Here is a 26,332-nt window from a genome sequence, read left to right as displayed (position 1 = left end):
ACCCGGTCATTTAGAAACCGGGCGACTTGCCCGGTCGATCTTACGTGCCTCGTCTTCCTGACCACAGCATGCCATTGTCCCGCGAGCCCCGGAATTCCCTGGATCTTCTCCTTCGTCAGGCCGAGACCCGGTAGGCGGCGTGCCCGTTCTTCCAGAAGTATTTCTCCGCCGCCGCCGGACCCTTGGCTGCGAAGTAGCTCTGAACGACACCAAGGATTTGAGGGTAAGGCGCGATCAGATCGCTGACGGGCCAGTTGCTGGCGTAGACGAGGCGGTCTTCGCCAAACGCGGCCCAGAGCTCGTCCAGAGAATCCTGGTAGAAGGCCGCATCCAGCGGGACCCGGCCGTCGACCCGCCGGAGCACTCCGGAAACTTTGCCGTACACGTTGGGACGGCTCCTGAGGGCCAAGAGGGCGGAGGGGTCCTTCGGAGCGTCATTCGGCAAATGGTTGAGTACGATGCGGAGGCCGGGTACGCGGTCAGAGAGGCGGGCCGTATCCGCGTAGGGTGCGGGGCCGCCCAGGACGTCGAGTCCAAGGCCGGCATCGGCCAGGCGCTTCATGTCCGCCAGGAATGCCGGGTTTTCGACTTCCTTTGAGAGCAGTGCTCCGCCGATGCGGATGCCGAGGAACAGGCGATGCTTGCGGAAGCGATCGAGGTTCGCGGCGAAGTCGGGACGGCCGGGGTCGAGGTGACCGACGAAGCCGCGGATGATCGGATGGTGCTGCGCCAGGTCGAGGATCCACTGGTTGTCCTCCAGCCACGGGCTGGCCTCGACCACGATGGTGCCCTCGACGCCGAGTGGTGCAGTGAGCTTCTGAAATTCGGGCGGCAGCACGGTGCGGTAAAGCGTCTGGTTGTCCTTGGAAGGCCAGGGGATGCCCTGCGCGCGCGAGGGGTCGTAGAAGTGCGTATGCGTGTCGAGGATCCGCTGCCTACCCGCGAAGGCGGGCAGTGCGGCGGCGGTGCCAAGGAACGTGCGACGGTCCATCTCGACCTCGAGTGTATCGAGCCCAAGGCCGGCTAGGCAGTGAGGTCAGTCAAACGCGGCAGGCGGCCGCTGCTGTCGCCAAGCGATTCCGCCTTGACGCCCATGGTGTCGAGCATCGAGAGGAACAGGTTGTTCAGCGGCGTCTCCTTGGGGTACTTCACGTGGCGGCCCATCTTGAACGCGCCATTCGCGCCGCCGGCCAGCAGCAGCGGGAGATCGTCGTGGGCATGGGCATTGCCGTCGCTGAGGCCGCTGCCATAGACGATCATCGTGTGGTCGAGCATCGTGCCATCGCCGTCGGGCAGCGACTGCAGCCGCTTGAGGAAGCCGGCGAACAGCTCGGCATGGAGACGGTTGATCTTGGCCAGCTTGTCGATCTTCTCCTGGTTGCCCATGTGGTGCGAGATGCCGTGGTGGGCGTCTGGCACTCCGATGGAGCGGTAGGTGCGGTTGCTGCCCTCGCGCCCGACCAGATAGGTCGCGATGCGGGTGGAGTCGGTCTGGAACGCCACGGTCATCAGGTCGAACATCAGGCGGGCGTATTCCTCGAAGGTGACCGGGACTCCGGCGGGCTTGGGCATACTGGGGTCGTTCGACTTGTTGTCGCGGTTCTCGAAGTCCTGCTTCTCGGCGATCTGGATGCGGTGCTCGATCTCGCGGACCGAGCCGAGGTACTCATCGAGCTTGAGTTGATCGGTGGCGCCCAGGGAGCGGCGGAGCTTCGACGCATCCTCGAGGACGAAGTCGAGCAGGCTGCGATCCTGTTTCGCGAGCTTGAGGCGGGTGGCGCGGTCGTGCAGTTCGCCGTCGCCGAAGAGACGCTCGAAGACGGCGCGCGGGTTCAGTTCGGGCGGCAGTGGCGTCTGTTCCGAGCGCCAGGAAATGGAGTTGGTATATGCACAGCTATAGCCGCTGTCGCAGTTGCCCACCAGGCCGCCGCCTTCCAGTCCGAGTTCGAGGGAAGGGAAGCGGGTGCCCTGGCCAATGGCCTGGGCGGCTACCTGGTCGACGGAGACTCCGTTGTGAATGTCGGCGCCTTCGGTCTTGCGGGGATGGAAGCCGGTGAGGTAGGACGCGGCGGCGCGGGCGTGATCGCCGGGGCCGTCGCCCAGGGCGCGGCCGTTGTTCTGTGTGAGCCCGCTGAGGACCATGATCTGTTCGCGGACGGCGGCGAAGGGCTCCAGCGCGCCGTTGAGGGCGAAGTCGCGGCCTTCGGCCTCGGGCGTCCAATGCTTCATCACAATGCCGTTGGGGACGTAGACGAACGCCATGCGCAGGGGGGCTGCCTTGGCGGCTCCGCGAGCCAGGGCCGGCACCATGGCATCAAGGGCCGGTAGGGCGAGGGCGGATCCGAATCCGCGCAGCAGGGTACGGCGCGACAGCGCCTTCTTACTCAGCAGCATTGGGTTTTTCCTTGGAAGCCGGTTTCGCCGGAGGTGGCGGGCCTTCGCTGGTAATCTGCGTCGCGCGCCGCATGCGGAAGGGCGCGCTGTTGGCGATGCCCAGGACAATCGAAGAGATCTGGTAGTTGCCCTGGGCCGCATCACGGGCGATGGCGCGGATGAGCGGTTTGTCGGTTCGTTCCACACCGCGGCCGAGAGCGTAGGTCATCAGCTTCTCGGTGAAGCAGAGCACGAATTCCTGCGGATTGTCGCGGAGGATCTTCTTCAACTCGGCGGCGTTGTTGAAGGACGAGCCGGACGGGAGCTTGCCGCTGGAGTCGATGGGGAAGCCGCCGTCTTTGGTGCGGAAGTGGCCGATGGCGTCGTAATTCTCCAGGGCGAAGCCAATGGGGTCCATCTTGGCGTGGCAGGCGGCGCACGACGGATTGGCGCGGTGCTGCTCCAACTGCTGGCGCATGGAGACCGTCGTGCCGAGACCCGCCTCCTGTAGCGGCGGCACGTCGGGCGGCGGCGGAGGCGGCGGAGCGCCCAGTAGATTCTCCAGGACCCACTTGCCGCGGATGACGGGTGAGGTGCGTGTGGGATAGGAGGTGACGGTGAGGACGCTGGCCATGGTCAGGACGCCGCCGCGGCTGCCGTCGGGCAGCTCCACGCGGCGGAACTTGCGGCCCTCGACGTTGGGGATCCCGTAGAACTTCGCCAGGCGTTCGTTGAGGAAGGTGAAGGGAGCGTCGAGGAAATCGACCACGCTGGCGTCGGAGGCGAGCAGGGCTTCGAAGAAAAGCTCCGTCTCGCGGGTCATGTCCTGACGCAGTCCCTGGTTGAAGCCGGGGAACTTTTCGGGATCGGGCTTCATGGCGGCCAGGTTGCGCAGGTGCAGCCACTGGCCGGCGAAGTTTTCCGTCAGCGCGTGCGCCTTGGGGTCCTTCAACATGCGCCGGATCTGCGCTTCGAAGACTTCGGGTTTGTTCAGTTCCCCGCGTTCGCCCAGGCTCAGCAGGGTTTCATCGGGAAGGCTGCTCCAGAGGAAGAACGACAGGCGCGAGGCCAGTTCGAGGCTGCTGAGGGGGTAGGTGGAGCCGGGCTTGGCGGCGGCGGGGTCCTGCTCGACACGGAAGAGAAAGTTGGGCGAAACGAGGATCGCCTTGAGGCCGAGTTCGATGCCGCCTTCATATTCGCCGGAGTCCTGGCGGCCCATGCGGTAGAAGTTCATGAGCTTCGTGGACTCTTCGGGGGTGACGGGGCGGCGCCAGGCACGGCGCGCCAGGCGCGGCAGGATGCGGGCGGCGCAGGCGTCTTCCGTGCGGCCGGGGCCTGGAGTGCAGGTGAGGATCGCGCGGCGGCTGGGCGTTTCCGGGTTGGGCTTGGGGTCGAACGGGCCGCCGATCTCCACCCAGTCGACGCCAACTTGATTGCGGCGCGCGGTGCCGTTGGCGTTGAAGTCGAGGGTGGCGGTTTCGTTCTTGGAGTCGTCGCGGAGGAATGTAGCCAGGAAGGTATGGCGGCCGGCGGTGAGCGGCAGGCGGAACTCGAAACGGCGGCGATCCTCGTCTTCGTCGCTGGCCGGGAAGTTGATGTCGACGCGCTGCAGCAGCTTGCCGTCCAGGCGGATGTCGAGAACATCGGGCGCCTGGGGATCGGGTGAGCCGCGCACACGCAGGCGGAAGAGGTACTCGGCATCGACGGGGAAGCGGCGCTCCACTTCCATGCCGCCGCGGGAGCTCACCGGAGCGGCGTCGCTGATGAGGCCGGTCTGCGGAACATCGCGGGGCGCGTTCAGGCGGTCGAGCACCGGATCGTACTTGACGCGGCCCAGGGCCTCGCGGCTCACCTTGCCGGCGGCCCGCAGGTACTTCTCCATCAACACCGGCGGGAGCGAAAGAACATCGGCAATGTTGTCGAAGCCGTAGCCGGAATCATCGGCCGGAAAGTCATCGGCGGGGCGGAAGTCGAGGGCGAGCAGATCGCGAACGGCGTTGTTGTACTCGGCGCGGTTGAGGCGGTGGACGGTGACGCGGCCGGGGTCGGGATTGCGTTCGGCCGCGCGGTCGAGTTCGGAGCCGAGCCAGGTGACGAGCGAATTCGTCTTCTCCTGGGGGGCACGCGGCAGGCCGGTGGGTGGCATCTCGCCGGTGCGCAGCTTACGCAGGATCTTCTCCCATTCGCCGTTGTGAGCGGCGATGGAGGCGGCGTCGGTGAAGCCATCCACGGCGATGCCGGCGGTCTTCACGCGGGCGTTGTGGCAACCGGCGCAGTACTGCTTCAGGTACGGGCGTACCTGTTCCTGAAAGGCCTTTTCCTGCTCCGGAGGTTCTGCGGCCGGCCAGGCCAAACGCGCACCGGCAGCCAGGACGGTGAACGCGGCGACAGCCCCTCCCGCGATTCGGTTCATTTCCCTTTCAGTATGGTATAAGATTGACCAGTCTTGGGAACCCACATTCGTGTAGCATTTTCGGCCCTATTTTCGGTAATGATCTGGGCGGCCGATCCGCCCGCGGGTTCGCTGATCAAAGCCTGCGCGGACGGTGACCTGAAAGCCGCGACTGCCTTGATCCAGGCTGGCTCCGACGTCAACCAGACTGGCGATGACGGAGAGACCCCGTTGCTGCTGGCCGCCCACAAGGGCAGCGTGCCTCTGATGAAACTGCTGCTCTCGTCGGGCGCCAATGCCAAAGCGCGCCGTTGGAACGGGGAAACGCTGCTGCATGCGGCGGTCTCGTCGGGCCGTCTGGATGCCGTAAAACTTGTCCTCGAAAAGGACGTGCCGGTGAACGAGCGCGAGAGCCGCCGCGGGCAAACCGCGCTGCACTATGCCGCCGGAGACGGCCGCGTGGAGATCGTCCGCCTGCTGCTGGAGCACCACGCCGAGCCGGATGCGAAGTCGAAGGCCGGCATCACGCCGTTCTGGCTCGCGATCCAGGGCGCGCACAAGGAAGCGGCCGCAGTGCTGCTGGCGGCAGGCGCGGATCCGGAATTGGAAGGCACGGCGCATGCGCGGCCGATCCATCTGGCTGCGCGGTCGTGCCAGGTTCCGGTGCTCGAACTGCTGCTGCCGGCGCACGTCGACCTGAATGCGAAGGGCCCGCAGGGCATGACGCCGCTGCTGGTGGCGGTGAGTCAGAATTGCCTGCCTGCGGTAAAGACACTGGTCGAGGCGGGGGCGGATACCACGGTGAAGAACGAAAGCGGCCAGACGGCTCTCGACTTCGCGCGGCGCCGCCGGTCCAAAGAGATCCTCGCCTACCTGGAACAGCACAAGACCGCAAATACCCAACAGGAGTCCAAGTCAGAAAAATGATCCGCCCGAAACTGATCCACCTCGCCGTGGCCGGCCTGCTGGCCCTGTGCGCCGGCGCGCAGACCCATCCGCTGGAATCCCTGATTGACGCCGCACGCAAGGGTCCTTCCTCGCCCGGCCTGGCGGAGTTCATTGCGAAGACCCTGACCACCAAGGGCGGCACTGCCGTTTGGGGCCAGGACTTCCTGTTCGTGATGGCGTCGGACGACGCGGTGACGGTGTCGATCGACGGGCAGCCGGCGGTGGGCATGGCGCGCATCGGTGGTTCGAACCTCTGGATGCGGCTGGAGAAAATGCGGACGGGCGTGACGCACTCGTATCAGTACTACGCGGCCGGAAAGCCGCTGGGGGCGCGCGCGGACCTCACCGGCTACAACCCGGATTCCTACCCCAAGGCCGGAGTGCCGCAGGGCAAGCTCAGCGAGAAGCACACGATTGTGAGCAAGCTCTACAACGGGATGAAGGCCGACTGGTGGGTGTACGCGGCTCCGGGCGTCGATGCGAACGTGCCGGCTCCGCTGATGGTGTGGCAGGACGGACAGACGCTGATCGCCGGTGACCTGTCGCGGATGCGGCTGTTCACGGTGACGGAAAACCTGGTGGCGCAGAAGTTGATTCCGCCGATGGTGCATGTGATGATCGCGCCGGGCTTCGCCACGGACGGCAAGGCGATGCGGTCGATTGAGTACGACACGGTGACCGACCTGTACGCGCGCTTCCTCATGGAAGAAGTGCTGCCTGAGGTGGAAAAGCTCTACAAGCTGCGTCAGGACGGCTACAGTCGCGGAATCGGCGGTGAATCGTCAGGCGGCATCTGTTCCTTCAATGTGGCGTGGTTCGCGCCGGAGAAGTTCGCGCGTGTGCACTCGACCATCGGCAGCTACACATCGATCCAGTGGCGGCCGCAGGAGAAGCTGGAGGGCGGCAACGTCTACCCCTTCAAGGTGCGGAAAGAAGACAAGCGGAACATCCGCGTCTGGATGAGCGACGGCGCCGACGACCTGGAGAATAATCACGGGTCGTGGCCGCTGCAGAATATCGAGCTCGCAAATTCCCTGAAGATGCGGGAGTACGACTATCACTTCCGCTTCGGCCATGCGGCGCACAACTCGTCGCAGTCGTCGCTGGATCTGCCGGAGTCGCTCACGTGGTTGTGGCGCGGGTACGATTCATCGAAAACAGCCGAGAATTTCACCATGGATCCGGCGGAAAAAGAGAAGCCTTACTACCGCGTGACCATCTCTAATCGCGACTCCTGGTAGCAGGGGTTCAGTTAGCGGTATAGCTCTGATACAATCCCGTCAATGTCCTCCTGGGCGATCCCTGCCGGATTACTGCTCGCGTTGTGTGTCCCCGCGTCCGCGGATACGCCCGAAGAGCGTTTTGAGATGAAGGTGCGGCCGATTCTGGCCCGCAACTGTTTCGCTTGCCACACTGCGTCAAAGATGGGCGGGCTGGCGATGACTTCGCGGGAAGCCCTGCTGGCGGGCGGCAAGGGCGGACCGGCCATTGTCGAAGGCAAGCCGGACCAGAGCCGGCTGATCCAGGCCGTGCGCCAGGCGGATGAATCCATCAAAGCGATGCCGCCGATGGGCAAGCTGAAGCCGGAAGAGATTGAAGTGCTGGCCGAGTGGGTCCGCGACGGCGCTGTGTGGCCGGAGCGCGCGAAGGTGCAGGCACAGGCCACGGCCATCAGCCCCGAGCAGCGCGCGTTCTGGAGTTTTCAGCCTGTACGCAAAGTAGCCCCACCGGCGGCGGCGAGCGCCGAATGGTCGCATTCGCCGGTGGACCAGTTCATCTACGCCAAGCTGCGCGAGAAGGGCCTGACGCCCGCACCGCGCGCCGACAAGCGCGTGTGGATCCGCCGGGTGACGTTCGATCTCACGGGCCTGCCGCCGACGCCCGAAGAGGTCCACCTGTTTCTCAACGACCGCTCACCCAAGGCGGAAGCCAAGGTGGTCGACCGCCTCTTGGCTTCTCCTCGATACGGCGAGCGCTGGGCGCGCCACTGGTTGGACGTCGCACGATACTCCGACGATCGACTGGAGTCGCAGAAGGAGCTCGTGCATCCGAACGCCTTCCGCTATCGCGACTGGGTGATCCAGGCGTTCAACGACGACATGCCGTTCGACCGGTTTGTGATGGCGCAGATCGCGGCCGACCAGATGCCGGAGCCGGAGCGAGCCAAGCTGCTGCCGGGGCTGACGTTCTATGGGCTGAGTCCGGAGCAGCAGGACGAGCGTGTGGACGCAACCACCCGCGGCTTCCTGGGCCTCACCGTGGCATGCGCGCAATGCCACGACCACAAGTTCGATCCCATTCCGCAGGCCGATTTCTACTCGCTGCAAGGTGTCTTCAACAACACGGTGGTCGACGAAGTTCCGCTGGCGTCCGCCGAAGTCGTGGAGCGCTGGAAGGCGCACAAGAAGCGTCTCGACGACAAAGAGGCCGAACTGAAGGCGTTCCAGGAAGAGCAGGCCATCTCAGTAGCCGGCATGCTGGCTGCGCGCACGGCCGATTACGTCAGGGCTGTGCAGGGCGAGCGGGACGCCAAGGATCTCGATCCGGAGACGCTGGAACACTGGCGCACCTATCTGAAGCCCGGCATGCACGAGCATCCTTTCCTCGACAACTGGAAGGACGCCGACAAGTTCCAGGAACTAGTGCTGGGCGTGCTTGCGGAGAAGAAGGAGATCGACCAGAAGAACCTGATCCGCCTGGGCGGCTCATCGCAACGAAACGATCTCAGCGACACCGAACTGCTGTCGCTGGAGCGGCCGAAGTTCCGCTTCTATAACGAGGTTTATGGTGCCCGGAAGGGTGTGCTGTATTACAGCGGCGACAAGCTGGATCGCTGGCTGGGCGATCTGCACCGGACCCACCTGGCGAAGCTGCGTTCCGACATGGCCGAGATCAAGAAGTCGCTGCCGGAACAGTATCCGTTCCTGCATGCCGTGAAGGATGTCGAGAAGCCGAAGAATGGGCATATCCTGATTCGCGGCAACCGCGACAATCCGGGTGCGGAGGTGCCGCGCCATTTCGTTTCGATCCTCAGCTCCGGCGAACCTAAGGCCTATTCGCAGGGCAGCGGGCGTCTGGAGTTGGCCCGCGACATTGCCAGCCCCGGCAATCCACTCACACCGCGCGTCATGGTGAACCGTATCTGGCAGCACCACTTCGGCGTCGGCATTGTAGGTACGCCCAGCAATTTCGGACAGTTGGGCGAGCGGCCGACGCATCCGGAACTGCTCGACTACCTGGCGGCCCGCTTCGTGGAAAGCGGCTGGAGCGTGAAAGCGATTCATCGGGAGATCGTGCTGTCGCGCACTTATGCCGGGGCGTGGGAGCGCTCGGCGCCGAACGAAGAGAAGGATCCGGGCAACCGGTATCTGTGGCGCGCGAACCGCCAGCGGCTGGATGTGGAGTCGATGCGCGACACGCTATTGGCCGTGGCCGGGAACCTGGATACGTCGACGGTCGGCGGTCCGGCGCTACGGCTGACGGATGAGAAAAACCTGCGGCGGACGGTCTACGGCTTCCGCAGCCGGCGCAAGCTGGATCAACTGCTGGCGATGTTCGACCATCCCAATCCAAATACGACGAACGAGCAGCGGAACGTGACGAGCGTGCCGTTGCAGCGCCTCTTCTTCCTGAACAATCCGCTGGTGCTGCGCGAGTCCGACGCGCTGGCCGCCCGCCTGAAGGGCACCCATGAAGAGAAGATCCGCATGGCGTACGAATTAATGTATTCGCGGCTGCCGGGCGCCGAAGAGCTCAAGCTCGGGCTGGAGTTCCTGCAACAGGGCCAGGACGCGTGGACGCGCTATGCGCAGGTCCTGCTGGCCGCGAACGAGTTCCTGTACGTGGAGTAACGATGACACGACGTGACCTGCTCAAGACGATGGGCGCCGGCTTCCCCATGGCTGCCTTTGCCCAGGTGGCGACCGACCCCATGGCTCCGAAGGCGACGCACTTCCCGGCCAGGGCGAAGCATGTCATCTTCCTGTTCCTGAACGGCGGGCCGTCGCAGGTGGACACCTTCGACCCCAAGCCCGACCTGCAGCGCATGCACGGCAAGCCCATGCCGACGCCGAATCTCAAGAGTGAGCGGAAGACGGGCAACCTGCTGGGCTCGCCCTTCACGTTCAAGAAGTACGGCCAGAGTGGGATCGAGGTGAGCGAGATCTTCTCTGAGGTCGGGTCGGTCATCGACGACTTCTGCGTCATCCGCTCGATGCACACTGAGCGTCCGAACCACGAACCTTCGCTGCTGCTGACGAACTGCGGGCAGCGGCTGCCGGGCCATCCCTCCATGGGCTCGTGGGTGACGTACGGCCTGGGCACCGAGAACCGGAACCTGCCGGGCTTCGTCGTGCTGTGTCCCGGGCTGCCGGTGCTCGGTCCCATTCTGTGGACGTCGTCCTACCTGCCTGGTGTCTATCAGGGCGCTTACATTCCGAACAACGAGAAGGAAGTCGACAAGCTCGTCCCCAATCTGCACAATACGCGCTGGAAGCCGGAGGACCAGAAGCGGCAGTTGGACCTGCTGGGGCAACTGAACCGCCTGCAGACGCAGCGCGAAGGAGACGACCCGCAACTCGAGGCCGGCATCCAGTCGATGGAAATCGCCTACCGCATGCAGACCGAGGCGGCGGAAGCGTTCGACATTTCCAAAGAGCCCGAGAAGGTGCGCGAGACGTATGGCGACGGCGACTTTGCTCGCGGCTGCCTGATGGCGGCTCGCCTGGTGGAGCGTGGCGTGCGCATGGTACAGGTCTACTTCGGTGACGACCAGCCATGGGACAGCCACGAGGACATTCTCGACCACCGCCGCCTGGCGCGGCTGGCGGACAAGCCCATCGCGGCGCTGATCCGCGACCTTAAGCAGCGCGGGCTATTGAACGAAACCGTGGTGGTGGTGACCGGCGAGTTCGGCCGCACTCCGGCGACTGAGGTGAGCGGACTCGTAAAGGTGCAGAACGGCCGCGATCACAACAACCATGGCTACAGTTCCCTGGTGGCCGGCGGCGGCTTCCGCGGCGGCATGGTCTATGGCGCCACCGACGAGTTCGGTTTCAAAGCGGTGGAGAACCCGGTGGATGTGCACGACTTGCATGCGACGATCCTCCACCAGTTGGGGCTCGACCACACGCGGCTGACTTATCGTTACAGCGGTCGCGACTTCCGCCTGACCGATGTCCACGGGAATCTGATCAAAGCGATCATCTCGTAGCCGGCGTCAGCGGACGCCCCACTCCCAGAGGCCAAAGAGCACCTTCTTGGGTGGCAGCCTGCCGTTCTGCTTCAAGGTCTGCAGGATCTGGCCGCGGTGGTGGCTCTCGTGCGAGATGAGGTAGCCGAGGAACGCGGACGGGTGCGGTTTGAAGCCCTTGACCTTGCCCTGCTCAAAGGCCCGTACCAGCAGTGCGGCGATCGCTTCGCCCGAAGCAGCCAGATGGGTTTTGAGATCGTCTGCGCTCCAGTCCGGCCCTTCCAGTTTCAGCAGCGGGGCATCGAGATCGGGCGCGGCCTGCGCCAGCCACATCTTGCGCACGTTGTGGACATGCGCGAACTGCGCCGCCACACTGCGCCCCTTGGGCTGCGGGATGGCGGCCAGCGATTCGGCATCCAGCGCGTCCAGCAGGAACGCGTGGATCCGGTTGTGGATGTTCCAGGTCTCCACCTGTTGAGCGGACTCTTGCGCGGGCATCCCTAGAGGATAGGAGGCCCGCCTTGGTTCGTCAATTGCGCCGTCTACTCAGACCGCAGCATCGATGCCGGATCGATATGCACCGCGCGGAATACCGGCGGCAGTGCGGCCAGCACCGAGGCCCCAAGAATGGTCACAGCCGGCCAGAGCATCACGGAAAGCTGCAGCGCCTTGACCTGGAAGAGCAGCGTCTCGACATAGCGTTCCGAGGCGATGCCCAGGGCCAAGCCGATGAACGCGCCGAAGATCAGCATGGAGAAGACCTCGGTGGTGACGCGGCGCATGATGTCGTTCGACCGGGCTCCGAGTGCCAGCCGGATGCCGATCTCTCGCTGCCTTTGGATGACGGAGTAGTCGAGCACTCCATACAGGCCCACGGAGGCGAGCAGCAGGGCGACCGCGGCGAAGAACATGGAGAGTGTCGCCAGCATGCGTTCCCGCAGGGTCTTCGAGCGGATCAGCGCGTCCTGTGTGGAGATATCGCTGACGCGCAGTTCGGGCCGTCCACTGCTGACCTCGCGGCGCAGCACGCTGGCAAGCTGCAGCGGGTCCTTCGCACTGGTACGTACGATGAAGGCGCCCCAGTCTGTGCCCTTCGCGACGCCATTGTCGTCCTTCGAATTGAACGGGACATAGACAGTGGGCCGGATGGCTTCCCGCAGTTCGCCGTAGCGCGCGTCACGCACCAGTCCGACAATCTGCGCGGTGAAGCGCTTGTCCTTGGCGCCGGACGTTTCCAGTGTCCGGCCAACGGGATCCTGCCCGGCGAAGTAGCGGCGCGCGAATGCTTCATTGACGATCGCGAAATCTGGGTTCGCTTCATTCAGCCGGAACTCGCGGCCGCTCAGCAGCGGAATCTTCATGGTCGCCAGCCAGCCCGGAGAGACGCCGAGAAAATAGACGGGCTGCTCCCGGTCGGGGGTGTGTCCGTTCGCCCAGACGCCCGATGTCCAGGCGTTGCCACTCATCAGCGGCCAGGTGGCCAGGGCGGCGGATTCCACGCCGGCCACTGTGCGCAGTTTCTCCAGTGCCTGATCCCAGGTCCCTTGGGGCAGGTCCTTCTTGGCTTGCGTGTCCAGCAAGACGAGGCGATCCGGGGGGAAGCCGACCGGCTGGTTGGCCAGGCGGTCAAAGGATGACACAAACATGCCCGCCACAAAATGCACCAGGAAGCAGAAGGCCACCTGGGCCGCAACCAGTGCGTGCATCAGCCTGCGCTTGGAGTGTGGATCCTCGCCGCCCTTCAAGGCGCTGGCCGGTTTCACCGACGAGGCCCGCAGCGCCGGAGCCAGGCCGAACAGGATCGTCACGGCCAGGGCGAGCGCCACCGCGAAGCCGAGCACCCGCCAGTCGGCCGGCAGAACCAGCCGCGCCGGGTTGTCGGGCGGATTGATCATGCTCACCACGAAGGGCGCCGACCAAGCCGCGAAAAGACCGCCCAGCGCTGATGCGATGATCGCCAGCAGCGCGCTCTCCATCAGGACCAGTTGCAGCAGCCGCGCGCGCCCCGCGCCGATGGAGACGCGCAACGCCATCTCTCGAGCCCGGGCCGTGGCCTGGGCGGTAAGGAGATTCGCCACGTTGGCGCAGGCGATCAGCAGCACCAGGGCAACCAGCACGCCTAGGATGATCATCGATCGCCGGTAAGTCTGCTGCATGCCGGATACGCCCGCCGCCGCGGATTCCAGCGAGACCGCTGCGTTGAGGTACTGCTCCGTGCGGTGCTTCGCGCCGGGCGATTTCCATGCTTTTGCCTTTTCCTGGCGCGACGCCAGCATGGCGGCCCTCAGCTTCTGCCTTACCTGCTCGCCCTCGACCCCCGGCTTGAGCCGCACCCAGGTCCGGAACCAGCCCCAGTTGGGATTGTCGATTGCCTTGGAGTTCATCATCGTAGGCACGAACAAGTCAGTCATGGTTCCGGTCTCTGTCCCTGTGAAGCCCGCCGTCAGCACACCGACGATCTCGTAGGTGCTGGTGCCCTGGCGAAATGTGCGCCCGATGACATTGCGGTCGCCGCCGAAGCGTCGCTTCCAGAAGTCGTGCGAGAGCACGGCATAGGGATGCCCGCCCGGCTTCGTGTCGTCATTGGCAGCCAGCAACCGCCCCAATTCCGGCCGCAGGCCTAGGGTTTCAAAGGTCCAGCCCGAGACATACTGGCGATACGCCTTCTCCATCTCCTCATCGCTCCCGAAGGTCAAATCCACCTGGCTGGCATAGGAGATCGCCATCACTTCGGCCTGGCCGCGCACGGCGGTGCGCAACTGACGGAACAGCGGGTATTCGAAGGAATCGGCTGTGTCCTTCTTGTCGTCATTGTCCAGTACTTCGTATCTCAGGACAAAGAGACTGCCCGGATCGGCCACCGGAAGCGGCCGCAGCAGCATGGCGTCGACCAGCCGGAAGGCCGAGGTGCAGGCGCCGATGGCCAACGCGAGCGACAGGATGGCCGCGCCCGACGTTACCTTGCGCTTCACAATCTGGCGCCAGCCGAAGACCGCGTCGGCCCGCAGCGAATCGAGCCACGTGGCGACGCGAATGTCGCGGCTCTGCTCCCGGGTCTGCAGAAAGCGCCCGAATGCGCGCCGCGCCTCTTCCGGATCGCGGCCGCTCTCCACCGCTTCGTCGATGTGCGACTGCAGTTCTTCCTCGAGTTCCCGGTCCAGCGAACCAGGGCGAAACGCATGGGCGATGCGCGACCAGATGGACATAGTCAGGCCATCCTTAACACTTGATTTACGGCCGCCGTCACGGCCTGCCAGCGAGCCTCTTCCGAAGACAACTGGTTCTTGCCTGTCGTCGTCAGCTCATAGATGCGGGCGCGCCGGCCTGTGTCCTTGGTGATCCAGGAGGCCTTGATCCAACCGGCCTCTTCCATGCGATGCAGGGCCGGGTAGAGAGAGCCCTCCTCCACGCGCAGGACCTCGTCCGACATCTCTTTGATCGCGGTCATGATCGCGTAGCCATGCAGGTTCGGCCGGCGGGAGAGGATCTTCAGGACCATGAGGTCGAGCGACCCTTGCAGGGAATCAGTCTTTGCCATACTCAGTAAGCTTAGTATATAGATGTCTGAGTAGAAGTCAAGAAGTCGCCTGTGCAGACACTGTAAACAGGCGGTCCGCGCTCACCTGATGTTGAGGATGGCGTGGGCTTCGTAGGCCATCGACGCCGGCAGGTTGGCGTCGATCTTGCAGCGCACCAGTACCTGGTAGGCGACGGGCCAGGTTGAGTGGCCGGCGGCCGCGAAGCGCTGTTTGAGGTCGGACAAGTACTGCGGCGACGAGAAAAACTCGGCGGCGGCCGCGGCGCCGGCGCTGGGATCCCCCGAGAATGCAATGACCCGGCCCGCCTTCTCGTCAGACGGGTCGCGCGGCATGACGGTGATCAGGCTGTAGCTCTCCACGCGGTCGTTGCGTTCGTCTCGCTTTGGCGAATAGACCCTCAACGCGGCGCCCGGAGCGGCTTGGTATGTGATCTCCACGTCTCGCATCTCCGATTGATAGGTGAACTGGAAGGGCGTCTTCTCGAACAGCTTCAACACGGCCTCGCTCTTGTAAGGAACACCGAAAAGGATCGAATCCCTGGAGTTCAGCAGGGCCGTCGAAATCACCCGCTCCGGTAGCAACTTGTAAGGGGTCCCGGCGGCGGTCAGGATCCGGATGACCGTGGTCGCGCCCAGCACGTCGCCGAAGTGGGGGGAGTTCACATCCGGCGTCATGTAGAGCTTCTTGCCCGAGAACAGCCGGTGATGACGGACGTACCAGGGGAAGAGTTGAGGCGGAGCTTCGAACTCCGGGAGTTCCGGTTGCCACTCCATCTTGATGTTGAAGGGCAGCAGGGTCAATTGCGCGGGCGTCCCCAGCGAGATAATCACTGGTTCCCGATTCCGGAGAAACGACCCCCACGCCTCTCTCACGATGGGGTCGACCTTGCCGGCCGTGGCAGACGCCGAACGCCCGGTCCATTCGGCGGCGATCGCTCCCACCACGATGCCAACGGCGAGCATGAGGACGGGCACGGCGAGCCGGCGATACCAGGGCCGCGTTACCGGAGGCGTGTGACCGTTGCTTGCGGCGGGAAGGTGGTCGCCGTGGTCGTGTAAGGCGCTGCCGGGTTCCACAAAGCGCGGGACGTAGGTCCCTTTGACGAACTCAATGCGCAGCGGGGCGTCAGGATCCTCATCCTCGTAAAACTTCTCCAGCTTCTTCCTGAGAGTGTAAGCGCGATTGCGGACCGAGGTGTCGTCGGCTGTCGAGTAATCCTCCGACTTTCCCAGTGCCTCCAGGCCGATCCGATACTCGGTAATTTCCCCCGCATGTCCGGTGATTTCCATCTCGCAAACGTACGATAGGAATCTTTTGAGTTGATCCGCCCGCGCGAAGATATCGCTTTGCAGTACCCGCGACAACGCCAGGCGCTTCGCTTCAGCCGTAATAAGAGCTGGATTGACGTTCATACCGGATCCCTGAATGCCAATATGTGCCCGCGGTTATGATAACACTGCTGCTGGTAACGTTAACGGACCTTCAGCAAACCGTCCGCTCGTACCGTCCAACAACTGGTTGCCTGCGCCGACCGCTCCTACAATCGCCCCAGACTGACAAAGGAGGTTGGTCCCCATGATCTCTGTCGATACCCCTCGCTACCGGTTGTACCGCCCTTGGATGCTCATGATCCTGCTGGGATTGAGCCTGGTGTTTCCTGCCGCCGCCCAGGTAATCACCGGCACGATTCTTGGAAACGTCCGTGACCCGAGCGGGTCTGCCATCCCAGGGGCGAGTGTCCGCATTCGAAATAAGGGAACAAACGTCGAAACATCCACGAGTACGAATACGAATGGTGACTATTCGGCGCCCAATCTTCCGACGGGCTCCTATAACGTCGAAGTCTCAGCCAAAGGATTCAAGACCTATCAGGAGACGGGCGTCGCCCTCTCGCTCGACTCCAAGGCCCGCATCGATGTAACGCTCACCGTGGGCGAAGTCACTGAGTCGGTCAAAGTCGTCGCCAGCGCTCAGCGACTGCAGACCGACGCCTCCGATCTCAACGCCAGCGTGAGCACGCAAGCCATCGAGAGTCTGCCGAATATTGGGCGAAACCCACTCTACTATGTAGTCACCACTCCTGGCGTCGTGCCCAGGCAAGGCTTCGAGTCGGTGACGAATTTCGCGGTCGGCGACGACTCGCGCAAGCAATTCTCCAACTTCACGGTGAACGGCAGCCGGCCCATCTCCAGCGAGATCCTGCTGGACGGCGCGCCGAACACGAATCCCGCTTTCAACGAGGCATCCGTGCTGCCCAGTATCGACGCCATCGGCGACTACAAGGTCATCACCAACGCCTACTCCGCCGAGTTCGGACGCGCCGGGGGCGGCGTGGTCAGCTTCGGTACAAAGTCAGGGACGAACCAGTATCACGGCTCAGTCTACGAGAACTTCCGCAATCCCGTGCTGAACGCCAACAGCTTCGGCAATAACGCCACCGGAGCCAAGAAGGGCAAGTTCAATGTGAACGACTTCGGCGGCACGTTTTCCGGACCGCTGGTCATCCCGAAGTTATACGATGGCCGCAACAAGACCTTCTTCTTCTATTCGTATGAAGGCGTGCGCGAAGCGGAGGATGCCAGCGCCTTCCTCACCATGCCGACCGCGCTGGAGCGCCAAGGCGACTTCAGCCAGAGCATGGTTCAGGTCCGAAACCCCTCTACTGGACTGTTGGAGGTGGTCAACCGTAACGTGTTCTCACCCTTCGACTCCACGACAAACGTGATCCCCGTCGGCAGCAATGTCCGCCTGGAGCGGCAGCAGTTCCAGAGCGGCGGCGTGCTGAACCGGATCCCGGCCAGCCAGCTCAACGCCACTTCCCTGAAGTTGATCAACCTCTACCCGCTGCCCAACATCACGCCCCTCAACCCCGACGGGACGCTGAACTACTACGACTCCAACTCCACCTACAACCGGCTGGACCAGATCATCGTGAAGCTCGACCACTACTTCACGCCGCAGCACCACGCCTTCTTCCGCTACACCACCGATTGGACGCTGAACACGCCGCGCAACCGGTTCCGCAGCACAGACCCGCAGGCTACCGATCAGGCTCCAGGCAGTCAGTACAACTGGTCCGCCACACTCGGCCATACCTGGACCGTCTCGCCCACCAGCATCGTGGAACTGCGCGCCAACCTCACACGCATCAACCTGGTGCTGCAGCCGTCCTCCGGGTTGAATGCCGACCTCGCCGGCCTCGGCTTCTCCCAACAGATGATCAGCGTGGCCCCCAGCGGAGCGTTCCCGCGCATCGCCATGGGCGGCGCCTATCAGCAGATCGGCATCGGCAACTTCGTGCTGCGCGACAACCACTCCAGCAACTACGCCTTCACCGGCAGCTACACCAAGATCGCCGGCAACTGGACCCTCAAGTTCGGTGGGGAATACCGGCCGCTCTACACGAACTTCTATCAGGCGTTCGTGCCCTCGTTCGCCTTCTCCCCGAACAACTTCACCACGGCCTGCAGCGGCCCGGGTTGCCCCACTCTCGCTTACAACCAGGCGCAGGGCTTCGTGCTGGCCGACTTCCTCATTGGCAACCTGAATGGCCAGGTGGGCGGCGGACAGTTCACTACCGGCGATCCGCGACTCGCTCTACGGAACGTCTACCTGGGCGGCTATACCCAGAACGATTGGAAGGTCTCGCGCAAGCTCACCGTGAACCTCGGGCTCCGCTGGGAATTCCAGGGCCCTCTCAGCGAGCGCTACAATCGCCTCTCGCAGTTCAACACCCAGGCTACGAATGCCACCGGCACGCCCGGCCTGTATGAGTTCTCCGGCGTCAACGGCAACGGGCGAGGGCAGACTGATCCCGACTATCGCAACTGGGCGCCCCGCGTCGGCTTCGCCTGGCGGCTCAACGACAAAAGCGTCATTCGCTCCGCGTACGGCATCAGCTACGACCAGATCACCGGCGTCGGCAGCGGCGCGCAGGGCTTCGGCACGGACGGTTTCGGCAATCCGGCCTTCCAGAACATCCGGCCGGCCAGCGGCTTCGACATCCTGGCCCGGCCATTCAATGACTCATTCAGCGGTGGTGGCACCATCCTGGGCGCGGATCCCAGCAATCCCGGCTATCTCGGCTACAGCGTCACCGCGCTCGACCGCCATCAGCGCACGCCTTACATCCAACAGTGGAACTTCACCATTGAACGCGATCTCGGTAAAGGCACCAGCCTGCAGGTCTCCTATGTCGGGACCAAGGGCACACGCATGATCGTGCAGCAGTTCCCCGTGAACGGCACCAACGCCATCCCGGAGGCGATCCTCAACTCGGCCCGGGCCGAGTACATCGCCACCGGCGTGAATCCCCTCAATGCGTTGGTCGCCAATCCCTTCTACGGCCTCGCCCCAGCCAGCAACGCCACCATTGGCGGACCCACCATCACTAAGCTGAATCTGGCCAAGCCTTTCCCGGCCTACAACACCGTCACCAAGTTCCAGCAGCGCTTCGGCAGTTCCACCTATCACGCCTTCCAGGTGTCGCTGCGCCGCAGCTTCTCGAACGGGCTCGAAATCGGCGGCAATTACGTCTGGTCGAAGAGCATCGACTTCGGGAACTCCATCTCAGTGAACTCCGGGAACACCGGCAACGGCGGCGGATCCAGCGGCTTCACCGTGAACAACTTCGGGCTCGAGCGCTCCGTCTCGAACAGCGACATCCCGCACCGCGCCGTCATTTACTATGTCTACGACCTGCCGTTCGGCAAGGGCAAACGGTTTCTCACGAACACGCCCATTGCCTCGCAGGTTCTCGGCGGGTGGAAGGTCTCGGGCCTCACGACGTTCTCTGCCGGCCTCCCCCTGGGCATCACCGGCGGCAGCGGCTTTGGACGGCCCGACCTGCTGAGTGATCCCATCCTCCCCGAAAAGTACCGTGCCTACGGCGACGGCAAGACCGCTTACCCGCTACCGGACGGCACCACCATCGTCGTGCCGAAGAACCGCTACCTTTACTTCAATCCGCACGCCTTCTCCGGCCGCACGCTCACCGTGCCTGTGCCCGGTTCCAGCAACACCCAAATCGTGAACGACCTCTATTGGTACGGCACCGCCCCGCGATTCTTCTCGAACCTGCGCGGCTGGGGCACCAACAACTGGAACATGTCCCTCGATCGCAGATTCGCAATTGGGGAAAGGATGGCCGTGTCCTTCTCGGCGCAAGCCGTGAACGTCTTCAACCGCAAGGAATTCGCTGACTCGGGCATCGACAAGGGCTTCGGCTCCGCGAACCTGCTGCCTGCCAATGGCGTGCTGGGTCAATCGACCAGCGCGACCTTCGGGACCCTCGACATCACCCAGGCCGGCCGCACGCCGCGTTACCTGCAGTTGGTGGCGCGATTCACCTTCTGATGATCCATCGAGAGCCTGGAGGCCCCGCAGTCTCCGGGCTCTCGCTTACTCCTTGGCGCCCTTGATCCACTCCAGGATCGTCACGTACTCCGGCGAGTCCTTCGCCCAGCGAATGCCGCCGCCATGAGCCACCGTGTTGCCTCCGGCCACACCCTCAGACTCTGATGTAGACGTCGGCTTCATCAGGATCAGGCTGGTCTCCGGCTGGCCCGGATCCACCACCTTCATCGCCGTGCCATAGGTGCCGTCGAAGATCGCATGCGACGCGTGGCAGTGGACGCAGGCGTAGCCGTCCTTGCCGCGCTTCTCCAGAATCGGCTGCACGTAGCCGCGGAAATACGCCTCATCCAACTTGACCTTCACCGCCGGCCTGGGTCCTGTGCTCTTCGCCGCCACGGTCACCGGCGGAGGCTTCAACGCACGCGCCACTTCGGCTCCCTCCGGCATCTGCTCTACCTTTGCGGTGACGAACTTCACCTGCTCGCCCGTCTCGCCGGCCAACCGGTTCACGTCCCCAAACCGTGTAGATCGCACCAGGTACACCGCGCGCGACGCCATGGCTCGCATCTCGCCGTCCCGCGACGAGAGCAGTGGCTTCAGGGCGGCCGCAAACCTCTCGGCGCTGTCACCGAAGAACGCGATCTGCTCAATGTCATTGCCGATACGGTTGTACACCAGCGGCGCCTGCATGCTGAGGTCCGCCTTTAAGTCATAGATATCCGCGCGCCGCAGCGGCTGCTCCGTCAACGCCCGCAACAGTTCCTCCTTCGCTGGTTCGGATCCTTGCTCCAGCAACGTGGCGAACTTGGCCGCCAGTTGCGATTCCACCGCCAGCCGTCCGCGGATCGCCTGGTCGCGATCCTCCGGCCGGCCCAGCAGCGGCACCCAGTTGTTGTACAGATAGCGAATATTTTCATCGGCCAGGTTGTACACAGCGTGCCGCAGGTTTTGTGCGACCCATGGATGCTGCGGTTGCCCCAGAGCCTGCAGCGTGGCGTCTTCGATCCCGGATCGCACACCAGGATCCGCATTCCAGAACCAGAATTGCCACAGCGCCTTCACTGCATCCATGCGGATCACCGGCACTGGATCATTCATCAACTTCTCCAGCGCGGCCGCCAACGGAGCCCGGGTGGCCAGCGTCGAGAAGTGCGCCGCGAAGACACGCACGCCGCCCCATCGCATGCGGTCATCCCTGCTGGCCAGCGCCGTCAGCACCGGCGTCACGGCGACATCCGGCTTTGACCGGTACGACTGTCGAATCGTCCAGGCCGCTGTTCGCTGAACCATCTTGCTCGGATCCCCCAGCAGCGATGGATCCACGGCTTGCCCCAGCCGTCCCAATGCCTCCACCGCCGCCTGCCTGATCAGCGCATCATTCGACTTCGTGGCCGCCTCGATGCCCGCCAGGACAGCCGCGGACGGCCTGTCCCATACCTCATCCAACTGCGCCAGCAATTGCGCCGGATCACTGGACAGCGCGCGGATCACCGGCGAATTCCAGCCCTTCGGCCGGTTCGCCTGGGGGAAGTACGCGCTCAACGCCAGGATCGCCATCTGGGATTCCCTAAACGGCGTGCGAAAGTTTTCATACGATTGCAGCGGATCCAACCAGCCGCCCCACGGCTGCTGCCGCCCCAGCAGATAAGCGATGGCCTTCGCCACCTGCGGATGGTCTGCCGGGATACCCGCCGCGTGCAACGCCCATAAGGCATGGCCGGTCTGGAACTCCACCTCGGGCTGCCCGGCGGGGAAGTTCATCGCCCACTGGCCGCCCGGACGCTGCAGCGAGAGGATGCGTTTGGCGTTGCCGGCAATCTGCTGCTCATACCGCACCTTGTCCATCTCGGCCAGCGCCAGCGTCTGGTAGCAGAGGTCCACCATGTTCTTGACCTCGCCGCGCGCCACCATCTCCGGCAGCCGCCCGTCGTGGGTCTCGGTCCAGGCGTACCACGCCACTTCGTGCGCGCTCACCAGCGGAGTGTTGCCGTTGGTCTCGTCGCCCGGCAGCTTGTCGCGCCCGGCGTAGTAAAGGTCCAGATACTTCGCAATGCCCTGGTGGAACTTCTCGCGCCGCTCGCCGGTGATCTGATCCTCGAAGAGGTCCATCAGGTGCGACATGCGACCGAGTACATTAGCGGGCGCTGAGATCATGCGCGCCCACACCGCGCCTTCCTGCTCGAATCCATAAAAGGGCCGCGGGTTGTTGTAGAACCGCTCCGAGAGGAACTGCAGTTGTTGCCGCTGCACCACGGGATACCCGTTGCGTGTCGCATACAACTGCGCGCGCTGCGAGAAGTGCGTCGCGTGGCACGCCACGCACAGGGAAGTCTCCTGATGCACTGCGCTCACGCGATCCAGCGTCCCGCCGCGCCGCGGAGTGTTCGCATGCCATGAATCACCTGCCGCCAGGATGTAATCGACGCCCGTCCGCACAGCCACCTGCGGATCCTTGTACGGCGCCGGGTCGTACAGCCGCGTCCGCAGCTTGTACTCCGGATGCGCGGCCCGCACGGCCACGTAATATTCGCCCGCCTCGCGCAGAATGCGAGGGATGAATTTGTTGCCCGGCAGCGCCTGCACTTCGTGCGGCAGCGAGACCGGATCCTCCCCCTGGAAGTGCTCTTCCAGCTTTCCGCCAACCAACCGGTAAACCGCGACGTTCACCGGTACCTGGTCGCGTTCCATCAGTTCGATCTGAAAGAACACCAGTTTGGGAGCCGAGCCTGCGAAATGGAACTGATACCAGTCCGTGCGCGCCGGATCCTCGACAATGGCTGTTCGTGGCGTGCCCGGCAGCGGGATGTACGGCGCATCGTCGCCGGAAGCGAACACCGTCTTGCCCAGCGTCATCTCCATCGCGTCCTGCCAGCGGTGGCTGGGTCCACGTCGCACTGAGTCGCTCAGCGGCCAGCGGTTGACGGTCAATCGGAACTGGCCCGACGCCCCCGAGTTCGAGACACGCACTTCCGCCTTGCCCGCCCTCGGCACCCGGAACTGCGTGTAGAAATCGGCGTCGCCCGCATGCAGGACTTTCTCCGCCAACACGGAATCGCCCTGGGTCACCTGCACGGTCAGCCGCGCGTCCGGCCCCAACCCGCTCAACGAGGCCACCGAATAGAGCAGGCTGTACTGGCTGGCCGGAGTGAGTTCCGACAGTGTCACCGTTTCCGTTCGGATCGGACCCGTGCGGCTCTGCACTACCGGCAGCGAGGCCGGTTGCCCTTGCAGGCCCAGACCTGCGGCAAGGCAGGCGAATAGCAGGCGTTCCCAGAAATGATGCGTCATCGGCTTCCCTCTACGATATTGCAGCGAGCGCCGCTCGTGGGGGACGCCCGGATGACCGGACGGCCCCTCTGGGGCTACGATGATCTTGAGATGTGTTCCAGCCGCCTTGTTCTTCTCCCCATCTTTGCCCTCGTCCCCTTCATGGCCGCCGCCCAATCCAACGCGGCCGATCTGGAGGCGGTCATCTCGACCAGCGCCGGGACGATCCGCTTTGAGTTCGCGCCCGACAAGGCGCCCAAGCACGTCGAGAACTTCCTGAAGTGGGCCCGCCAGGGCTATTACGATGGCGGAGCCTTCCACCGCACCATCTCCTACGGCATCATCCAGGGCGGCGATCCGCTACTCAAGGACCCCAAGAGCGCGCGCGCCCTGTGGGGCACCGGCGGCCTCAAACTGCAGGCCGACGAGTTCAGCGACATGAAGCACGAGCGCGGCACCGTCTCCACCGTCCGCATCCCGAACCAGAAGAACAGCGACGGCAGCCAGTTCTTCATCTGCGTCCAGGCGCAGCCGCCGCTCGACGGGCAGTACTCCACCTTTGGCCGCGTCACCGAGGGCATGGATGTCGTCGAAAAGATCTCACAGTCGAAAGTGGACGGCAGCGGCATCGCCGTCGAGCCCGTCCGCATCCTGAAGGTCACCATCGAGAAGAAGAAGACTGAGCCGTTTGTGGACGCCACCGTCGAGCAGCTCCGCCGCACCGTGACCATGAAGACCACCCTCGGCACCATGAAGATCAAGCTGGAGCCAGACTGGGCGCCCAACCATGTGCGCAACTTCCTCAAGCTGGTCGATACCGGCTGGTACAACGGAACCGCCTTCCACCGCGTCATCAAAGGCTTCGTGGCGCAGGGCGGCATGGGCGACAAGCGCGAACCAAACCCGACGCATCCGGCCGACCGCTGGGTCCGGCCCGTCAAGGGCGAGTTTCGCCAGGACCTGAAACACGAGCGCGGCATCCTCTCCATGGCCCGCACCGACGATCCCGACTCCGCCACCACGTCGTTCTTCCTGATGCTCGCCCCGGCTCCGCACCTCGACGGCAAGTACACCATCTTCGGCCGCGTCATCGAGGGGCTGGACGTACTCGACGCGTTCGAGAAGGAAGAGCTGGACGGAGAAACGCCGAAACGCAGCCTCCGCATCATCGAGGCTGTGGTCGACCCGCTCTGATTCTTTCCTCGCAGTGGAAGAATTTACTATACAGCGTATAGGAATCGCTATACGCTGTATAGGTGCCTGTACCGTCTGACCTGAAGGCGCGCATCTCATCCGTAGCGCTCGAGCTCCTGGAGAACGACGGCCCCGATGCCGTCACCATGCGCAAAGTGGCCTCCGCCGTGGGCATTACCCCCATGGCGATCTATCACCACTTCGACTCCCGCGAAACGCTGCTCCGCCAGATCACCGATTCGGAGTTCGACAAACTCCTCGACTTCATCCACGCGCGCGGCCACCGTGGTTCGCTCCGGACACAGATCCTGCACTGCATGGATGGCTACCTCGACTACGCCTTCACCCGCGCCCGCGTCTTCGATCACGTCTTCTGCAAACCTCGCGAAGGCGCCCGCCGTTTCCCTGACGACTTCCGCGCCCGCCAGTCTCCCACCCTGACGCCCATCGCCGACCTCGTCAGCAGGGCCATGGCCGAGGGCCAGCTGATGCAGGACGATCCCTGGGAAGTCGCCCTCCAACTCTGGTCGCTCGCCCACGGCTACATTACCCTCTACCGGGCCGGACGCTTCCACCTGGACGAACCACAGTTTCGCGAACTGGTACATCGCGCCCTGAAACGAATGCTGGACGGGCTTCGAGCCCAGGAAGGCGCACCGTGTTGAAACCTGCTGTCGCCGCCCTCTCCGCGGTGGCCCTCTCGGCTGCCGCCATTTTCTTCGCCGACTCCTTGCACCCTGTGTGGTGGCTGATGTGGCTGGCGCCCCTTCCGGTGCTGCTGCTGGCCCAGCGGCTGAAAGCCCTGCCACTTCTGGGCGCCGCGTTTCTGGCCTGGGCCATCGGGCACCTCAACCTGGTGAGCTACTACCGCATCGTACAGATCCCGTACCCGATCATCACCCTGGCCGTAACAGCGCCGGCCGCTCTCTTTGGGCTTGCTGTGTTGCTCTATCGGTTTCTGCTCCTGCGTGGACATGCGCTGGCCGCGGCAGCAGCATTCGCCAGCTTCTGGACCCTATGCCAATACCTGATCGAGTACTCGGGCGGCAGCTACGGCGACCTCGCCTACACGCAAATGGACTGCCTGCCCCTGCTGCAACTCGCATCCGTCACCGGGATGTCCGGCATCACGTTCATCGTCATGTTCATCCCCGCGTCGGCAGCGGCAGCCGTCACCACGCGCGCGAATCGGGCTCTCCTGGCCGTGACAGCCGCGGTGCTGGTCGCGGTCTTTGGCTTCGGCATCGCCCGCCTGGGCGGGGATAGCGACGACGACCCCACCGTCGTGGTCGGCATGGTGGTCTCGGATCTCAAAGAGAACCTGCTCCCGGAGAAGCCCGGTGAGGCCAGCCGCCTGTTGAGGCAGTACGCCGAAGAGGCCGTGAAGCTGGGCCGCCGCGGCGCTCGCATCATCCTGCTGCCGGAGATGGCCGCCGTGGTCACGCCGGATCACATCGAAGAGCTGGACCAGCTCTTCGGCCAGGCAGCCCGCGCCGCCAACGCCCGCATCCTGGTGCCTATCATTCATCCGCTACCCGAAGGCCGCCGCAACGAAGCCCGTCTCTATGACGCCACGGGCCGCCTGGAGGCCACTTACTGGAAGCATCACCTCGTGCCCGTTCTGGAGGATCGAACCCGTCCCGGTACTGAAATGGCCATCCTGCGCGATCCCCGCTCCACCCTCGGAATCGAGATCTGCCGCGACATGGACTTCGTCCCGCTGGCCCGGCGCTATGGCCGCGAGGGCGTCGGCCTGCTCCTTGTGCCCGCCTGGGACTTCGTCGTCGACGACTGGCTCCATAGCCGCATGGCCTTCATGCGCGGTGTCGAGAATGGCTTCCACATCGCGCGCCTGGCGAAGCAGGGCCGCATGACGCTGCTCGACACCCGTGGCCGTGTGCGCACGGAACGCCACAGCAATGCGGCCCCGTTCTCCACGCTGCTGGCCCCTGTTGGCCTGCAGGCCCAACCCACGCTCTACACGCGCTGGGGCGATTGGTTCATCGGGGTGCTCGCCGTGCTCCTGGTTGCCAGCCTCGCCTCTGGCCTGCGCCGGCGGAGTGCGCCGTAGCG

16 protein-coding genes are annotated in these 26,332 nt (G+C 64.1%); 8 read left to right on the top strand and 8 right to left on the bottom strand.

Annotated features, from left to right (window positions below; translation table 11 throughout):
• Window positions 1-115 precede the first annotated feature (115 nt).
• The 3 genes from IRI77_RS18045 to IRI77_RS18035 are packed head-to-tail and all read right to left on the bottom strand — an operon-like array spanning window position 116 to window position 4,786.
• Window positions 116-991: an amidohydrolase family protein gene (locus tag IRI77_RS18045; protein WP_194453421.1), complete on the bottom strand. Its 876-nt coding sequence runs from the start codon at window positions 989-991 to the stop codon at window positions 116-118.
• 32 nt (window positions 992-1,023) lie between these two features.
• A complete protein-coding gene (locus IRI77_RS18040; RefSeq protein ID WP_194453420.1) occupies window positions 1,024-2,394 on the bottom strand; it encodes a DUF1552 domain-containing protein in 1,371 nt (456 codons plus the stop codon).
• Window positions 2,381-4,786, bottom strand: a complete 2,406-nt coding sequence (locus IRI77_RS18035; RefSeq protein ID WP_194453419.1) for a DUF1592 domain-containing protein — start codon at window positions 4,784-4,786, stop codon at window positions 2,381-2,383. Before IRI77_RS18035 ends, IRI77_RS18040 begins: the two co-directional genes overlap by 14 nt.
• 78 nt (window positions 4,787-4,864) lie before the next feature.
• On the opposite strand from IRI77_RS18035, the gene IRI77_RS18030 reads away from it, so the two are divergent.
• From IRI77_RS18030 to IRI77_RS18015, 4 genes are read left to right on the top strand one after another with little or no spacing between them, the layout of a single operon-like run.
• Entirely contained in the window at window positions 4,865-5,692 is an 828-nt protein-coding gene (locus IRI77_RS18030) for an ankyrin repeat domain-containing protein (protein WP_194453418.1), read from the top strand.
• Window positions 5,689-6,954, top strand: a complete 1,266-nt coding sequence (locus IRI77_RS18025) for an alpha/beta hydrolase (RefSeq protein WP_194453417.1) — start codon at window positions 5,689-5,691, stop codon at window positions 6,952-6,954. Before IRI77_RS18030 ends, IRI77_RS18025 begins: the two co-directional genes overlap by 4 nt.
• A gap of 42 nt (window positions 6,955-6,996) precedes the next feature.
• On the top strand, window positions 6,997-9,564 hold the full coding sequence (locus IRI77_RS18020; RefSeq protein WP_194453416.1) for a PSD1 and planctomycete cytochrome C domain-containing protein: 2,568 nt from the start codon (window positions 6,997-6,999) through the stop codon (window positions 9,562-9,564).
• Window positions 9,565-9,566: 2 nt separating this feature from the next.
• Complete coding sequence (locus tag IRI77_RS18015) at window positions 9,567-10,925, top strand: DUF1501 domain-containing protein (RefSeq protein ID WP_194453415.1); 1,359 nt, start codon at window positions 9,567-9,569, stop codon at window positions 10,923-10,925.
• A 6-nt stretch (window positions 10,926-10,931) separates the two neighbouring features.
• Here the strand turns inward: IRI77_RS18015 and IRI77_RS18010 are convergent, their stop codons facing one another.
• The 4 genes from IRI77_RS18010 to IRI77_RS17995 all read right to left on the bottom strand — a co-directional run bounded on the left by IRI77_RS18010 (window position 10,932) and on the right by IRI77_RS17995 (window position 15,855).
• A complete protein-coding gene (locus tag IRI77_RS18010) occupies window positions 10,932-11,402 on the bottom strand; it encodes a DinB family protein (protein ID WP_194453414.1) in 471 nt (156 codons plus the stop codon).
• Between the two features lie 44 nt (window positions 11,403-11,446).
• Window positions 11,447-14,110: an ABC transporter permease gene (locus IRI77_RS18005; RefSeq protein WP_194453413.1), complete on the bottom strand. Its 2,664-nt coding sequence runs from the start codon at window positions 14,108-14,110 to the stop codon at window positions 11,447-11,449.
• A 2-nt stretch (window positions 14,111-14,112) separates the two neighbouring features.
• Window positions 14,113-14,442 (bottom strand): PadR family transcriptional regulator, encoded by a 330-nt coding sequence (locus IRI77_RS18000; RefSeq protein WP_194453412.1) that lies wholly within the window; start codon window positions 14,440-14,442, stop codon window positions 14,113-14,115.
• A gap of 81 nt (window positions 14,443-14,523) precedes the next feature.
• Complete coding sequence (locus IRI77_RS17995) at window positions 14,524-15,855, bottom strand: hypothetical protein (protein WP_194453411.1); 1,332 nt, start codon at window positions 15,853-15,855, stop codon at window positions 14,524-14,526.
• Between the two features lie 163 nt (window positions 15,856-16,018).
• On the opposite strand from IRI77_RS17995, the gene IRI77_RS17990 reads away from it, so the two are divergent.
• Window positions 16,019-19,798, top strand: a complete 3,780-nt coding sequence (locus IRI77_RS17990; protein ID WP_194453410.1) for a carboxypeptidase-like regulatory domain-containing protein — start codon at window positions 16,019-16,021, stop codon at window positions 19,796-19,798.
• Window positions 19,799-19,843: 45 nt separating this feature from the next.
• On the opposite strand, the gene IRI77_RS17985 is transcribed toward IRI77_RS17990, so the two are convergent.
• Window positions 19,844-23,086, bottom strand: coding sequence for a HEAT repeat domain-containing protein (locus tag IRI77_RS17985; RefSeq protein WP_194453409.1), 3,243 nt, complete (start codon window positions 23,084-23,086; stop codon window positions 19,844-19,846).
• A gap of 51 nt (window positions 23,087-23,137) precedes the next feature.
• Here IRI77_RS17985 and IRI77_RS17980 point away from each other — a divergent pair, with 51 nt between their 5' ends.
• The 3 genes from IRI77_RS17980 (at window position 23,138) to IRI77_RS17970 (ending at window position 26,330) form a co-directional block, all read left to right on the top strand.
• Window positions 23,138-24,259: a peptidylprolyl isomerase gene (locus IRI77_RS17980; RefSeq protein ID WP_194453408.1), complete on the top strand. Its 1,122-nt coding sequence runs from the start codon at window positions 23,138-23,140 to the stop codon at window positions 24,257-24,259.
• 62 nt (window positions 24,260-24,321) lie between these two features.
• Window positions 24,322-24,924: a TetR/AcrR family transcriptional regulator gene (locus IRI77_RS17975; protein WP_194453407.1), complete on the top strand. Its 603-nt coding sequence runs from the start codon at window positions 24,322-24,324 to the stop codon at window positions 24,922-24,924.
• Window positions 24,918-26,330 carry a nitrilase-related carbon-nitrogen hydrolase gene (locus IRI77_RS17970; protein ID WP_194453406.1) on the top strand — a complete coding sequence of 471 codons (1,413 nt, stop codon included), beginning with the start codon at window positions 24,918-24,920 and terminating at the stop codon, window positions 26,328-26,330. Before IRI77_RS17975 ends, IRI77_RS17970 begins: the two co-directional genes overlap by 7 nt.
• Window positions 26,331-26,332: the final 2 nt, after the last annotated feature.

The sequence above is a fragment of the Paludibaculum fermentans genome (genome assembly GCF_015277775.1).
In the GTDB taxonomy this organism is placed as follows: domain Bacteria; phylum Acidobacteriota; class Terriglobia; order Bryobacterales; family Bryobacteraceae; genus Paludibaculum; species Paludibaculum fermentans.
Note: the sequence above shows the minus strand (reverse complement) of the source record. Positions and strands in the feature narration are given on the sequence as shown.

Bases quoted from the DNA above. Each gene is read 5' to 3' on its own strand.
- IRI77_RS18005 (WP_194453413.1), bottom strand. From the start codon at position 14,110: ATGTCCATCTGGTCGCGCATCGCCCATGCGTTTCGCCCTGGTTCGCTG.
- IRI77_RS18045 (WP_194453421.1), bottom strand. From the start codon at position 991: ATGGACCGTCGCACGTTCCTTGGCACCGCCGCCGCACTGCCCGCCTTC.
- IRI77_RS18035 (WP_194453419.1), bottom strand. From the start codon at position 4,786: ATGAACCGAATCGCGGGAGGGGCTGTCGCCGCGTTCACCGTCCTGGCT.
- IRI77_RS18040 (WP_194453420.1), bottom strand. From the start codon at position 2,394: ATGCTGCTGAGTAAGAAGGCGCTGTCGCGCCGTACCCTGCTGCGCGGA.
- IRI77_RS17985 (WP_194453409.1), bottom strand. From the start codon at position 23,086: ATGACGCATCATTTCTGGGAACGCCTGCTATTCGCCTGCCTTGCCGCA.
- IRI77_RS17990 (WP_194453410.1), top strand. From the start codon at position 16,019: ATGATCTCTGTCGATACCCCTCGCTACCGGTTGTACCGCCCTTGGATG.
- IRI77_RS18010 (WP_194453414.1), bottom strand. From the start codon at position 11,402: ATGCCCGCGCAAGAGTCCGCTCAACAGGTGGAGACCTGGAACATCCAC.
- IRI77_RS18030 (WP_194453418.1), top strand. From the start codon at position 4,865: ATGATCTGGGCGGCCGATCCGCCCGCGGGTTCGCTGATCAAAGCCTGC.
- IRI77_RS17995 (WP_194453411.1), bottom strand. From the start codon at position 15,855: ATGAACGTCAATCCAGCTCTTATTACGGCTGAAGCGAAGCGCCTGGCG.
- IRI77_RS18000 (WP_194453412.1), bottom strand. From the start codon at position 14,442: ATGGCAAAGACTGATTCCCTGCAAGGGTCGCTCGACCTCATGGTCCTG.
- IRI77_RS18020 (WP_194453416.1), top strand. From the start codon at position 6,997: ATGTCCTCCTGGGCGATCCCTGCCGGATTACTGCTCGCGTTGTGTGTC.
- IRI77_RS18025 (WP_194453417.1), top strand. From the start codon at position 5,689: ATGATCCGCCCGAAACTGATCCACCTCGCCGTGGCCGGCCTGCTGGCC.
- IRI77_RS17980 (WP_194453408.1), top strand. From the start codon at position 23,138: ATGACCGGACGGCCCCTCTGGGGCTACGATGATCTTGAGATGTGTTCC.
- IRI77_RS18015 (WP_194453415.1), top strand. From the start codon at position 9,567: ATGACACGACGTGACCTGCTCAAGACGATGGGCGCCGGCTTCCCCATG.